The sequence below is a fragment of the Synechococcus sp. H55.9 genome (assembly GCF_047462355.1).
Taxonomy (GTDB): domain Bacteria; phylum Cyanobacteriota; class Cyanobacteriia; order Thermostichales; family Thermostichaceae; genus Thermostichus.
In genome coordinates, this window is the sequence record NZ_JANSJB010000012.1 from 1 (window position 1) to 13,124 (window position 13,124).

Consider the following 13,124-nt stretch of genomic DNA (forward strand, 5'->3'; position numbering starts at 1 on the left):
GCCTCGTGAGTCTTGGATGCTTCAGCTCTACTTCAGAGACCCGGTACACGGGATCCATGAAGCAACTGGGGCAGAGGAAGAGACAAAAATCTCGCCGTAAAGCGGATGGGGAAACCCCACCCGCCTGCGCGGTGGGGTAGTTCATGAGAGACAGAGGTTGCCGGTGGGATAAACTGAGATGCAGACAGGTGATTTTTGAACCTGACCTCTGCCCTGGTTCTCCCGCTCTGGTGGTTCTGATAAACAAAAACGATGATGTCCTCCCGCTCCTCTTGGGTCCCAGGTGCCGCTGCCGCGGGGAGCGGGCTCTTTGTCTTCGCATTGGTGGTGGGCCTGCTGGATCAGATCCTGCCGACCCTGCCCAAGGTTTCCCTGTCCTTGGCCGGGATCCCTGGCCTGGTAGCGGCAATTGGGGCCTCCTACGGGGTTTGGCGGCTGGTTCAGATGGGTCTGCAGTCGCATTCCTGGCCTGACTTTCGAGCCTCGCTGCTGGCGGCTGTGTCCCCCTTCGATCCCGCCGATCACGGTGGCAGGCCGCGGCGACCCGAGGTGGATCCGCGTCCTCTGCAAGTGGCTGAGGAGATCCGCCAAACCCAGCTCCGCCACCAAAAGATCCTCGACCGCATCAAGCAGCAGGTGAAAGCCGAAATCCAAACCTGCGAACGCGCCCAAGCGCAACTGCGCAGCGAGCAGCAGCGGTGCCGAGTTCTGCAGGCCCAAGCCCAACAGTTGCAACGGCATCTGCAAAATCTCCAAACATCACCCCCGCCCTCTTCCCCAAACTCCAAACCGGCCAAACCCACACCAGGGCGGGAACTGCACCAAAAGCTCCGCCAGCTTCAATCGCAAGTTACCGCCCTAAAAATAGAGCTGGAACGCCAAGGGATCCAACTGCAGCAGTCGGAAGCCGAGCGGGCCCAGCTCCAGCAGCAGCAGCAAAAGCTCAAGCGCCTCCTGCAGCGCACAAAATGCGAGAATCGGCAGTTGCGCTCTCAACATGACCAATGGGCTCGGCAACTGGAGCAAACTCAACAGGAGCTGCAGGTTTTACGGCAGTCCTACCGTGCCTTGCAGGTTCTCCAAGAAATAGGCGCTACCTTAGCCCAGAAGCCACTCCCTGAGATCCCAGAAAAGGAGCCTTCTGGAACCTCCAGCTAGCAGCCTCAACTCACCCGCTTGAGCACGAACACACTCCCCTCGCTGCCCCGACCCATCCGTAAGTCTTCATCCAAATAGGTAATGTCCAGCCAGCCTGTTGGCTCGCGGCGGCGAAGGTCGATCTTCACCGCCGGGATCCGCTCTGGAGCCCGTTCAAGCAAATAGAGAAAACTCTCGATCTCGTAGCTCATCAACGCTTGGGAGCCGAGCACAAAGCGCTCGAAAATGACCCTGACCCGGCGTTCCGACTCCGGGTAGAAGCGGGCTGCCACCGCCAAAACTCCCCGTGGCAGCCAACCGGATCCCTGGATCTCCGCCACGTTGAAGACCCGTCCAGCTTTGGCCCGAATGCACTGGTAGATCTCGCCGGTGGTCAGAAAGGGCAACTTGGCCAGCCGCAGCAGGTCTGTGCTGGTGGTAAATAGGGTGAGCCAGTTCCCCTCCAACTTTTCAGGGGCAGAGGTTGGCCTGGGGGTGGGGTTGAGCACTTCCAGGGCAGCAATGTGAGACAAGATTTGGGCTTTCTGGTCAGGGGAAACCTTCCGGCCTCGGTCGGCCACCTCCAGCAGGCGCAACAGGGCCAGTTTTTGCTCAGCCAAAGACCCAGGCATGGGCTTACCGCAGCAGCACGACCCTATTTTAGGAGTTGGTGGCAGCCGAGTAGGGAAAGGGGGATCCCGGCCCTCAGCCAGTCAGCTCTTCCACCCGCCTGAGCTCTGCCACCTGCTCGTACCCCAGGCCTGCCCGCACCAACAGGGGCTCCGGCCCCGTGAGATCGATGACCGTCGAGACCTGGGCCCGATAGGGAGCCTCGTCATCCAGCACCAGATCCACCTGTTTCTCCAACTGTCGCATTTCCTCGGCGGTAAAGATTCCCCCCTCTTCCCAATCCCCAACAGAGTCAAAACCCACCTCCAAAGAGCCAACGGGATCCCCGCCCAGCTTGGCCGAGGTGGAGACGATGGGGTTGCCTAACTCGGCCAACAGCGCCTGACAGATGGCCGAATCGGGCACGCGGATGCCAGTGGTTTTCCGCTTGGGATCCATGACTAGCTTGGGCACCAGCTTGGTGGCCGGCAACAGAAACGTAAACGGGCCTGGGATCAGCCGCCGCATCAGTCGATAGGCGGGATCGCTCACCTGGGCGTACTGGGCAATTTGGGAAAGCGAAGGGCACAAAAAGGTGAGGGGCTTGTCGTTGGAAAGCCGCTTGAGACGCCTTACCCGCTCTACCGCCTGCTTGTGGGTCACATCGCAGCCAATGGCATAGACCGTATCAGTGGGGTAGAGCATGACCGCCCCTTCCCGCAGAGCGGCTGCAATCCGTTGGATGGAGCGGGCCTGGGGATGCTGCGGATGGAGCTTAAAGTACTCGGCCATTCGGGAGAAAAAAGCAAAATCTCAAGATTCGGGGCAGCTAGGGCTTTCCGCCACTTCCACAACCCCTGCAGAACGGGGAGTGGGCGGCACCGGCAGGGATCCCTGCGGCCAGTCCTTCAGTTGTTGCATCAGGGCTTGGATATGCAGACGTGGCAGGTAGGGCCAGTCGCCCGCCTCCTCTAGATCCTGCAGCACCCGATACAAAGCTTGACGGGTGTTGGGCAAAGCCTCCCGAAAGGCACCCTCCAGGATTGCGCGGTGCATCTCCTCCAGCAGCCGCAGGAGCAGCAACAGCTCCACACACGCTCCTGCCCTCGCCTGGGCTGCCTGTTCAACAGCCAACATGATCTGACGCAAATCCGGTGGCAGATCCTCCGCCGAGATATACATAGCCACTTATCTCTGGAGCTTGGCAAGGCATGGGCTCTCCCATTCTAGGATGCTTCCGCCTCAGGACTGGATGGATTTTGCCCCCACGAGATCCAGCTCCGCAGGGGATCCCCGACCCAGGCACTGCCACACCCGCTGCAAGAGCGGATCCAGCCCCTGCCTGGCAATCGCAGAAATGGCCACCACCGAAGTGCCGGCGGCAGCCGATAGCCTCTGGGTGCGCTCGGCAACCTGCTGAGGATCCAGAACGTCGATCTTGTTCAAAACCAAAATTTGCGGCTTATCGATCAACCCGTGGCCGTAGGCGCGCAGCTCCTGCTGAATGGTCTGATAATCTCTGACGGGATCCGCCGCTGTGCCATCCACCAAATGGATCAGCACCCTGGTGCGCTCCACATGGCGCAAAAACTCGTGGCCCAGCCCCACCCCCAAGTGGGCCCCCTCGATCAGCCCCGGAATATCGGCAAACACCACCCCATCTCCGGAAGGATGAGGCACTACCCCCAAATTGGGCTGCAGGGTGGTGAAGGGGTAGTCGGCAATCTTAGGCCGGGCAGAAGAGACCACCGAAATCAGGGTGGACTTGCCCGCATTGGGCAGGCCGACAATGCCTACCTCGGCAATCAACTTCAGCTCCAGGCGCAGGCGCACCCGCTCTCCGGGTTCGCCCTTGGTAAATCGGCGGGGGGCACGATTGTGGTTGCTTAAAAAATGGGCGTTGCCCAGGCCGCCTCTGCCCCCGCGGGCCACCAACACTCGATCCCCCTCACACACTAGATCCCCCAGCAGCTCGCCGGTTTGAGCGTTGAACACCATCGTGCCACAGGGCACCCGCACCAGCCGATCCGCACCACCAGCCCCGCTGCGATGGTTGGGCCCCCCTTTGGCCCCATGTTCTGCCTTGATCACCGGCTGAAAGCGAAAATCCAGCAAGGTCTGCAGGCCGGGATCTGCCACCAGGATCACCGAGCCGCCCCGCCCACCATTGCCACCGGATGGCCCCCCAGCCGGCACATACTTTTCGCGGCGGAAGGCCACGATGCCATCTCCGCCATTTCCCCCTTGCACTTCAATTTCGGCTTGGTCAATAAAGTGCAATCGTTCTTCTCCCAAATCTTCTATGCTCTAGCTTGGCAAGATCGCCGGGAAACTTGCCACAAAAGACGCCCCGCTAAGCTAGGATGGTATTTCCCCAGCCACATCCGCCGCAGGTGGGAAAGTGGGAGAGTAAACATACTCTCATCTGGGGCTTTGCCAAACTCGACTGGCCTTCTACCCATTGATTCCGCGCAACTGATTCTGTTACTGCACCCCTATGAGTCGATTCACCGCTGCCGATGTAGGTTTTACCACTGAAGACTTTGCCGCTCTCCTGGATAAGTATGACTATCACTTTAGCCCCGGTGAAATTGTGGCGGGTACGGTCTTCTCGGTGGAGCCGCGCGGTGCTTTGATCGATATCGGGGCCAAAACGGCTGCCTTTCTGCCGCTCCAGGAGATGTCGATTAGCCGCCTGGAAGATCCACACGAGATGCTGCAGCCCGGAGAAACCCGCGAATTTTTTATCCTCACCGAAGAGAACGAGGAGGGGCAACTGACCCTCTCTATCCGCCGCATCGAGTACATGCGGGCCTGGGAACGGGTACGACAGCTCCAGAAAGAAGATGCCACCGTCCGCTCAACCATTTTTGCCACCAACCGAGGTGGGGCTCTGGTGCGGATCGAAGGGCTGCGGGGCTTTATTCCCGGATCCCACATCAGCACCCGCAAGCCGAAAGAAGAGCTGGTGGGTGAAGAGCTGCCCCTGAAGTTTCTGGAGGTGGACGAAGACCGCAACCGTTTGGTGCTGAGCCATCGCCGCGCCTTGGTGGAGCGGAAGATGAACAAGCTGGAAGTGGGCGAGGTGGTAGTCGGCACGGTGCGAGGCATCAAGCCCTACGGCGCCTTTATCGATATTGGCGGCGTCTCCGGCCTGCTGCACATTTCCGAGATCTCCCACGATCATGTCGACACGCCCCACAGTGTCTTCAACGTCAACGACGAAGTGAAGGTGATGATCATCGATCTGGATGCGGAGCGGGGGCGGATCTCGCTGTCCACCAAGCAACTGGAGCCCAATCCCGGCGACATGATTCGGGATCCCAAGCTGGTGTACGAGAAAGCCGAGGAAATGGCAGCCAAGTACCGCGAGCAAATGCTGGCTGCCAAGCAAGGACAGGCGGAGAAAGCCCCAGCGGAAGTGGCGGAGGAAGAGCTGGAATACGCAGCGACGGCTGTGGAATAAGGTGGTTTCGGGATCAAGGGCTGGTGGGCAACGGTGAAGCTGGATGCTGGGAAGCAAAGCACTGCTTCATTTCCTGTAGCACCTGGGCATCTTGAGAAGCTGTCCTGGCACCCGCTTGGGCAGCCCAGCACTTGAGGCTTTCGATCTGGTCGCGGGCGATGGCGGCCAGGGGTACAGTTTCCCGGATGGACTGCAGGATGTCTTCTTGGGTGAAATCGCGCCGAGCGCCGCTGCCGCCGCCCCCAAAGGCGTTGTACATCGCATCCACGATCGCCTGCTCGATCTCGGCGCCGCTGAAGTCTTGAGCGGCTGCCGCCAGGGCATCCAGGTCGAACTCCCGCAGGCGGCTGGGGCGCAGCCGCTGCAGGTGCACCCGGAAGATCTCCTTGCGCTCGGCTTGGGTGGGCAGGTTGAGGAAAAAGATCTCGTCAAAGCGGCCCTTGCGCAACAGCTCCGGCGGCAGCAGGGGCACGTTGTTGGCGGTGGCCACGATGAAGACCGGGCTGGTTTTCTCCTGCATCCAGGTAATCAGGCTGCCAAACACCCGGCGGCTGGTGCCCGAATCCCCGTCGGCGCTGCTGGTGATGTTGCCAAAGGCCTTGTCAATTTCGTCGATCCAGAGCACACAGGGGGCCATGGCTTCTGACAGTTGGATCATCTGCCGCACGCGGCTTTCTGATTCCCCCACAATGCCGGCAAAGAGCCGCCCGGCATCCAATCTCAGCAGGGGCAGCCGCCACTCGTTGGCGATGGTTTTGGCGGAGAGGGACTTGCCGGTGCCCTGGATCCCCACCAGCAGCACGCCCTTGGGGTTGGGCAGGCCGTAGCGCCGCGCCTCTTCGGTAAAGGCTTCCTGGCGCACCCGCACCCAGGCCTTGAGGTTGTCCAGCCCGCCCACGCTTTTCAGGGTCTCGCGGGCGGTGAAAAACTCCAGGATGCCCGTCTGGCGGATGGCCTGTTTTTTCTCCTCCAACACCAGGTCGATGTCGGCCTCGTTCACCTCCTGCTTGGCGGCCAAGGCGCGGGCCAAGACGCGGCGGATGCGCTCCCGGCTCAGCCCCTGACAGGCTTTGACCAGTTGCTCGCGGGCCAGGGGGCTGAGCTTGAGTTTTTCCGGGGCCACGTAGAGCTGGATGAGGCGGCTGATCTCTTCGCTGTTGGGCAGAGGAATATCGACGACGGTGATCTCCTCGGCCAGGTCGCTGGGCACTTCCAGGGTGTGGCTGAGCAGGATCAGCATTTTGCGGGTGCGCTTGAGCTCGCGGCTGAGGTTCTTCAGCTCCCGCAGGATGGGGGCATTTTTGTCGCTGCTGGCGTTGCGCAGCACAAAGTGCAGATCCCGCAGCACAAACAGGGTGTCTTCCTGGGGGGCCGAGCGCCACACCCGCCCTAGAGCGGCCATGATGGAGCCGCGGTCTTCGCCGGTATCTTGCCAGCCCCGCACCACGTCCCAGAACAGCAGCCGCCGCGGCGGATCGGTTCTCTTGGCTACTTGCACGAGCACGGCGTCCGCCGGCTCCTCTTCGGGGGAAACCAGGTAGAGCAGGGGGTAGCGGGCCCGGATCATCAAGTCCAGCTCCCGCACCAGCTCCCCTTGCACTTCGGTGGCAATCCCGCTCAAGCCGGGATCCCCGCTGCTTTGCCGATTGCGATCGGGGAGCTCTTTGAGATCTTTTGCGGCCTCTGCCATCGGGAGTTAGAAGGGTCTTGAGAAGATTCGGGGTCTATCTTCAGGATAGAGCAGGGATCCCTTGCAGTTCGGCCAACATGGCGCGGGCGGTCTGGGTGGGATCCGCCGCTTCCATCAGGGCCCGCACCACGGCTACGCGGCTGGCGCCTGCCTGGCGCACCTCGGCCAGGTTGTGGAGATCGATGCCGCCGATGGCAAACCAGGGCAGATGGGCCTTTTCGGCGGCCAGGCGCACGTACTCCAGGCCGGCAGGGGGTTTTTCCGCTTTGGTGGGAGTGGCATAGACGGGGCCGACGCCGATATAGTCCACGCCGCTATTGAGGGCTTGGGCCAGCTCTTCAGCGTTGGTGGTCGACAGGCCAATCAGCCGCTGCGCTCCCAGCAGTTGCCGGGCTTGGGCAACCGGCAGATCCGTCTGCCCCAGATGTACCCCATCCGCTTGGCTGACCAAAGCCAAGTCCACCCGGTCGTTGACGATCATCAACGCCTGATAGCGGTCGCACAGTTGCCGCAACTGCCTGAGATCCCAGAGCATCTCTCTGTCGGGAAGGTTTTTGCGGCGGTACTGCACCAGTGTTACCCCCCCGCGTAGGGACTTTTCCACCACTTCCAGCCAGTGGGGCACCGGGCTGGTAACCAAATAAAGATGGGCTGCCAGGAGACGCTGCCGCAGGGATCCCCCCAGCAGCTCACTTTCCAGAACATAGAGCCGATAGCGCATGTCTTTGGCCAGCTTGGCCAGGCCGGGCGCTACCCAATGACTGGACTCGGCCAACTTGCCGTATTCTTCCAGCACCCGCAGCGCTTCTTGCACACGGCTGCAATTGGCCTGCAACAGGTGGCCGAGATCCCGCCGTTGCTCCTCTTGCGGGTGGGAGATCTGGGTGCCTGGGTCGGCAGGGGTATCGCGGGCCAGCCGCAGCGGGTCGCTGTGCCAGCGGGCCAGGGCTTGGCGCATGGCCTTGCATTCCGCAGAGAGCTTTTCCTCTTCCAGGCCGAAACGAAACCACTCCTCCAGCACCCGTAGCCCTTCGCGAGCGCGGTCGAGGTTGGCATCCAGAATACGGGCGACGGCCTGCGGTTTCATGTTCCCTGCACGCGGGAAGAAGAGGGAAGTTTAAGAGAATCTTGATCTCTACTGTAAATCGGAATGGTTTTTCCGCAGCTGTTCTTGGCTTTCGGCAGAAAGGGGTTGATGCCACAAGGCGTTGAGAAAAGCTTGCTGCAGCGTGTGGCCCCAGGCAAACTCCCGCGGGCCGGCCCCTTCCGGCAGGTAGGCCCAAGCGTAGCACTCACAGGCGGGAAAATAACGGATCTCCCACCAAGTTCCGCCTACGGGCACATCTTTCACTGCCCGTAAGAAAGGGCCACGATGGCGGGTGAGGCGCTCTTCTACGAAATAGGGGCCTTCGAGCTGGAGGGCCTCTACTGCCGCAATGAACTCGGCTCGTTGTCGCTCATTTCGCATCATCTCCCGGCTTCCCCTCTCGGATTGGCTCTATTGTAGGAGGAGATTTCTGGAGGATCCCGCTTGATTCAGCCCAGACCGGGAACCCAATTGCGCCTGGCGCCGCCGGTGCTGTGTCTGAGCAATGGACACGGGGAAGATGAGGTGGGCAGCCGCCTTGCCCTGGCCCTGATCCAACTGGGGATCCCGGTGCAAGCCCTGCCAATTGTGGGAGAAGGGACAGCCTACCAACGCCAAGGGATCCCCCTTCTGCCCGTTGCTCAAGTGATGCCGTCGGGGGGGTTTATCTATCAAGATTGGCGGCAGTTGTGGCGGGATCTGCGGGCCGGCCTGTTGGGGCTGACGGGGCGGCAACTGGCTCTGGTGCGGCGGGCGGCGGCTCAGATGAAGCTGGTGCTGGCGGTGGGAGACATTGTGCCCCTGGCGATGGCCTGGTGGAGCGGGATCCCCTATGTTTTCGTGGGCACGGCCAAGTCGGATTATTACTGGCGGGACGAACGGGGGCCGTACCGCCGCGCTTGGATGGGGCAGCCGGTTTCCGATTACCTGCCCTGGGAACGCTGGCTGATGGCCCACCGGCGCTGCCTGGGTTCTTTTTTGCGGGATGAGCTGACGGCAACCGCTTTGCAAAAACGGGGCCTGAGGGCCTTCTACCTGGGCAACCCGATGATGGACGGCCTGGAGCCGCGCGGGGCATTACCTTTAGATCCGCACCGACCGGCCTTGCTGCTCTTGCCGGGATCCCGTCCGCCGGAAGCCTACCGCAACTGGGCCCTGATGATGCAGGTGGTGGAGCGGATCCCAAGGGAGGTTCAAGTTTATGCTGCCCTCAGCCCCAACCTGGAACCAGACCAGCTTCAGGCTCGGATCCCACCTCAGCGCAGCGATGTACTTCTGGTTTGGGGGAACTTCGGCGCCTGTGCCCACCGGGCCACGGTGGTGCTGGCCATGGCGGGAACGGCCACCGAGCAATGTGTGGGCTTGGGAAAGCCGGTGGTCACTTTGCCGGGCGGGGGGCCACAGTTTACGCTCCGCTTTGCCGAAGCCCAAACCCGTCTGCTGGGATCCGCCGTCCACTTGACCTCGGTGGAGCAGGCCCCCGCTGTGGTTAGCCGGATTCTGGAGCGTCTGGCCGTCGATCCCAACTACACGGCTGAGTTGCAGGCCCACGGACGCCGCCGCATGGGATCTCCAGGCGCTGCCCGGCGGATTGCCGCCCAGGTTCGAGATTGGCTCAAGCCACCCGACCCGGTTTTGGAACCGTCCGAGCCGGGTATATAGTGATCTCAAATCCTTAACCAGAGAACGAGTTAAAAATCCTGACTGATCTCCGTTGGTTTTCTGTTCGTTGTCATTGTTCAATTTATTGGGTAATGTCAAACCTTTTGGGGTTGGAGAGCAGTTGGTGGATCCCTTGCTACGGGTGGGCGGGAACGGCGCTGGCTCTCCCTTGGGCCAGTGGCTGGATCAAGCGCAGTGGCCCGCGCCCGGCAGCTTACCTCAATATCCTACTGACCTTTGTGGCCCTTGCTCATGGCCTTTGGCTGTTGCGGCAGGTTTGGGGTCGGGATCCCCAGATCCTGAACTACCTCTGGTTTCGGGTGGCCGATCTGGATTTGACCCTGTCTTTGGAGGTTTCGTCTCTGACGCTGGGAACCGTTGTCTGGTTCAGCGGCTTGAGCCTGCTGGCCCAGATCTATGCCTTGGGGTATTTGGATAAGGACTGGGGCCTGGGTCGCTTTGCCGCCCTGATGGGCTTTTTCGAGGGCGGGATGACGGGGATCGCCCTCAGCGATTCCCTGTTTTTCAGCTACGCGCTGCTGGAGATGCTGACGCTTTCCACCTATCTGTTGGTGGGCTTCTGGTACGCCCAGCCGCTGGTGGTCACTGCAGCGCGGGATGCTTTTCTCACCAAACGGGTGGGAGACCTGTTGCTGTTGATGGGGGTGGTGGCGGTCTCCAATTTCTCCGGCTCTTTGACCTTTTCCGGCCTGCGGGATTGGGCGGCTACGACCAGCTTGGATCCGACTTGGGCGGCCTTGATGGGGTTGGCTTTGATTGCAGGGCCGCTGGGCAAGTGCGCCCAGTTCCCGCTACACCTGTGGCTGGATGAGGCCATGGAGGGGCCCAACCCGGCTTCGATCCTGCGCAACTCGGCGGTGGTAGCCTGCGGCGCTTTTGTCTTGATCAAGCTGCAGCCCCTTTTGGCTCTCTCTCCCCTCACCGATGGGGTGCTGGTGGCCATCGGCACGATTACGGCTATAGGGGGATCCCTAGTGGCCTTGGCGCAAATCGACCTTAAGCGCACCTTCTCCTACTCCACCAGTGCCTACCTAGGCTTGGTGTTTGTGGCGGTGGGGACGGGGCAGCCGGATTTGGCCCTGGAGCTGCTGCTCATGCACGGCCTGGCCAAGGCGCTGCTGTTTATGGGGGTGGGATCCCTCATCTACACCACTGCTACCCAGGATCTGACGGAGCTGGGGGGCCTAGGGAGCCGCATGCCGGCTACCCTGGCCGCCTTTGCCGTGGGATCCCTGGGGATGGTGGCCCCACTGGGGTGCTTTTGGACTCTCATTCGCCTGGCGCTGGTGTACAGCGAGCCGGCCCTGATGGGGGTGTTGCTGCTGGTTAACGGGCTGACGGCTTTGAATCTGGCGCGGGTGTTTGGTCTGGTCTTTTTGGGATCCCCGCAGCCCAAGACGCGCCGCGCGCCTGAGGTGGGCTGGCTGATGGCCCTGCCCATGGTTATCCTGACGGTGCAGAACTTGCTCATGCCCTGGCTCTTCTGGCGCTGGGGGCTTTATCCCGCTTGGATCCCGGAGCTGCAGCAGATGGCTGTCTTGCTGGGGGCCGCAGGGTTGCTGGGAGCCAGTGTTGGTGCCTGGCTGTACTGGGGAGGCCGGCGGCGGCTGCGCCTGCCCTGGCCGGAGCTGCAGGATCTCTTGGCCCAGGATTTCTACACCGGGCAGCTCTACCAGGCGCTGCTGGTGCAGCCGGTCAGCGCCCTCTCCCGCGGACTGGAATGGCTGGATCGCAACGGGGTGGATGGCCTGGTGAACGGGGTGAGCCTGGCTTTTTGGTTTAGCGGCGAAGCCCTCAAGTACACCCTGTCGGGGCGGATGCAGCTCTACGTGCTGCTCATTGTCATTGGGGTCGTGGTGGTTACCGCTTGGCTGCTGCGTTCGCCCCATTTGGGATTGGCCTATTGAGTGGGAGGAAGCGATGCTCAGCCTTTTGGTCGGGATCCCGTTGTTGGGCAGCATCTTGGTGGGGCTGATCCCCGAGCGAGCGGGGAAGGGCCTGCACCGGACTTTGGCTTTGGGGTTTGGCCTGGCTCTGTTGGGGCTGAGCTTGGGATTGCTGCTGCTTTTGGATCCTCAAGAGCAAGGGATCCAGATGGCCGAACGAGTGGCCTGGATCCCGCAGTTGGGCTTGGTTTATGAGCTGGGGGTGGACGGGATCTCCCTGCCGCTAGTGGTGATGACTGGCTTGCTGGTGTTGATTGCCCTTTGGGCCAGCGGCCAGGTGGAGCGGCCTCGCCTCTACTACAGCTTGGTGTTGCTGCTGGCAACCGCCATTGCGGGGGCTTTTCTGGCCCAGAACTTGCTGCTATTCTTCCTGTTCTACGAAGTTGAGCTGATCCCGCTTTATCTGCTGATTGCCATCTGGGGCGGGCCGCGGCGCACCTATGCTGCCACCAAGTTTTTGGTCTACACCGCTGTCTCTGGTATTCTGCTGCTGATTGGCTTTTTCGGCCTCAGTTGGCTGAGCGAGGTTCACAGCTTTAGTTACACCGTTCTGCAGGCCCACCCCTTGCCCCTGCTGCAGCAGCTTTTGTTGCTTATTCCCATCCTGCTGGGGCTGGCCATCAAGATCCCCTTGGTGCCCTTCCACACCTGGCTGCCGGATGCCCACGTGGAGGCTTCCACCCCCATTTCGGTGCTCTTGGCGGGGCTCTTGCTCAAGTTGGGCACCTATGGCCTGGTGCGTTTTGGCCTCCAGCTTTTGCCGGCTGCCTGGGAGCAAGCCGGGCCCTGGCTGGCCAGTTGGGCGGTGGCCAATGTGCTGTATGGATCCCTGAACGCCTTGGTGCAGCAAGATATGAAAAAGCTGGTGGCCTACAGCTCCATTGCCCATATGGGCTACATTCTCCTGGCCACGGCGGCGGCCACCCCCCTCTCCTTGGTGGGATCCCTATTCCAGATGGTGAGCCACGGCCTGATTTCCTCGCTGCTGTTTCTGCTGGTGGGTGCCGTCTACGCCAATACCGGCACGCGGGATCTCAGGTTGCTGCGGGGATTGCTCAACCCGGAGCGGGGCTTGCCGCTTATTGGCAGCTTGACGGTGTTGGGGGTGATGGCCAGCGGCGGCACGCCCGGCCTGGTGGGCTTTATTGCCGAGTTCACCCTCTTTCGGGGCAGCTTTCCCGTCTTCCCCCTGCAGACGCTGCTGTGCATGGTGGGGACAGGATTGACGGCGGCCTACTTTCTGCTAATGGTGAACCGTGTCTTTTTCGGGCGCCTCTCGGAGGTGGCCATTGCCATGCAACGACATGCCGCCGGAGAACGCCTGCCTGCTGTAGTTCTAGCAGTGCTGGTGGTGTGGCTCGGCCTCCAGCCTGCCTGGGCAACCCATTGGGTGGAGTCCACCGCCGCTCACTGGGCCAGGCCGGTGGTCCTCAATCTTGCTGAAGCAGGCAGGCCGATCACTGCTTTCGGGCCTGGGTCATCTTCGTTGTGACGATTTGGTGAGAT

At 61.5% G+C, this 13,124-nt stretch carries 12 protein-coding genes; 5 read left to right on the forward strand and 7 right to left on the reverse strand.

Features of this window, described 5'->3' with window-relative positions:
* The first annotated feature begins 327 nt into the window (after nt 1–327).
* Nucleotides 328–1,158, forward strand: a complete 831-nt coding sequence (locus NW857_RS03020) for a hypothetical protein (RefSeq protein WP_414337825.1) — start codon at nt 328–330, stop codon at nt 1,156–1,158.
* Nucleotides 1,159–1,163: 5 nt separating this feature from the next.
* Here the strand turns inward: NW857_RS03020 and NW857_RS03025 are convergent, their stop codons facing one another.
* The 4 genes from NW857_RS03025 to obgE form a co-directional block, all read right to left on the reverse strand.
* Nucleotides 1,164–1,769: a PAP/fibrillin family protein gene (locus NW857_RS03025; protein WP_414367910.1), complete on the reverse strand. Its 606-nt coding sequence runs from the start codon at nt 1,767–1,769 to the stop codon at nt 1,164–1,166.
* 73 nt (nt 1,770–1,842) lie between these two features.
* On the reverse strand, nt 1,843–2,538 hold the full coding sequence (locus NW857_RS03030) for an L-threonylcarbamoyladenylate synthase (protein ID WP_414337822.1): 696 nt from the start codon (nt 2,536–2,538) through the stop codon (nt 1,843–1,845).
* 21 nt (nt 2,539–2,559) lie between these two features.
* Nucleotides 2,560–2,928 (reverse strand): hypothetical protein, encoded by a 369-nt coding sequence (locus NW857_RS03035; protein WP_414333159.1) that lies wholly within the window; start codon nt 2,926–2,928, stop codon nt 2,560–2,562.
* A gap of 60 nt (nt 2,929–2,988) precedes the next feature.
* Nucleotides 2,989–4,026 (reverse strand): GTPase ObgE, encoded by a 1,038-nt coding sequence (gene obgE, locus NW857_RS03040; protein ID WP_414333215.1) that lies wholly within the window; start codon nt 4,024–4,026, stop codon nt 2,989–2,991.
* Between the two features lie 217 nt (nt 4,027–4,243).
* Here obgE and NW857_RS03045 point away from each other — a divergent pair, with 217 nt between their 5' ends.
* Nucleotides 4,244–5,212: a 30S ribosomal protein S1 gene (locus tag NW857_RS03045; RefSeq protein WP_414333161.1), complete on the forward strand. Its 969-nt coding sequence runs from the start codon at nt 4,244–4,246 to the stop codon at nt 5,210–5,212.
* 13 nt (nt 5,213–5,225) lie between these two features.
* Here NW857_RS03045 and NW857_RS03050 read toward each other — a convergent pair whose 3' ends face one another.
* From NW857_RS03050 to NW857_RS03060, 3 genes are all read right to left on the reverse strand, one after another.
* Nucleotides 5,226–6,779, reverse strand: a complete 1,554-nt coding sequence (locus tag NW857_RS03050) for an AAA family ATPase (protein WP_414333217.1) — start codon at nt 6,777–6,779, stop codon at nt 5,226–5,228.
* A gap of 163 nt (nt 6,780–6,942) precedes the next feature.
* Nucleotides 6,943–7,989 (reverse strand): thiamine phosphate synthase, encoded by a 1,047-nt coding sequence (locus NW857_RS03055; RefSeq protein WP_414367911.1) that lies wholly within the window; start codon nt 7,987–7,989, stop codon nt 6,943–6,945.
* A 48-nt stretch (nt 7,990–8,037) separates the two neighbouring features.
* Nucleotides 8,038–8,373, reverse strand: a complete 336-nt coding sequence (locus NW857_RS03060) for a hypothetical protein (RefSeq protein WP_414333165.1) — start codon at nt 8,371–8,373, stop codon at nt 8,038–8,040.
* A 60-nt stretch (nt 8,374–8,433) separates the two neighbouring features.
* On the opposite strand from NW857_RS03060, the gene NW857_RS03065 reads away from it, so the two are divergent.
* From NW857_RS03065 to NW857_RS03075, 3 genes are all read left to right on the forward strand, one after another.
* A complete protein-coding gene (locus tag NW857_RS03065; protein ID WP_414333166.1) occupies nt 8,434–9,651 on the forward strand; it encodes a lipid-A-disaccharide synthase-related protein in 1,218 nt (405 codons plus the stop codon).
* Nucleotides 9,652–9,743: 92 nt separating this feature from the next.
* Nucleotides 9,744–11,579, forward strand: coding sequence for an NAD(P)H-quinone oxidoreductase subunit F (locus NW857_RS03070; protein ID WP_414333168.1), 1,836 nt, complete (start codon nt 9,744–9,746; stop codon nt 11,577–11,579).
* 13 nt (nt 11,580–11,592) lie between these two features.
* The gene (locus NW857_RS03075; protein ID WP_414337813.1) at nt 11,593–13,110 is read left to right on the forward strand and encodes an NADH-quinone oxidoreductase subunit M; all 1,518 of its coding nucleotides are present in this window, start codon (nt 11,593–11,595) and stop codon (nt 13,108–13,110) included.
* Nucleotides 13,111–13,124: the final 14 nt, after the last annotated feature.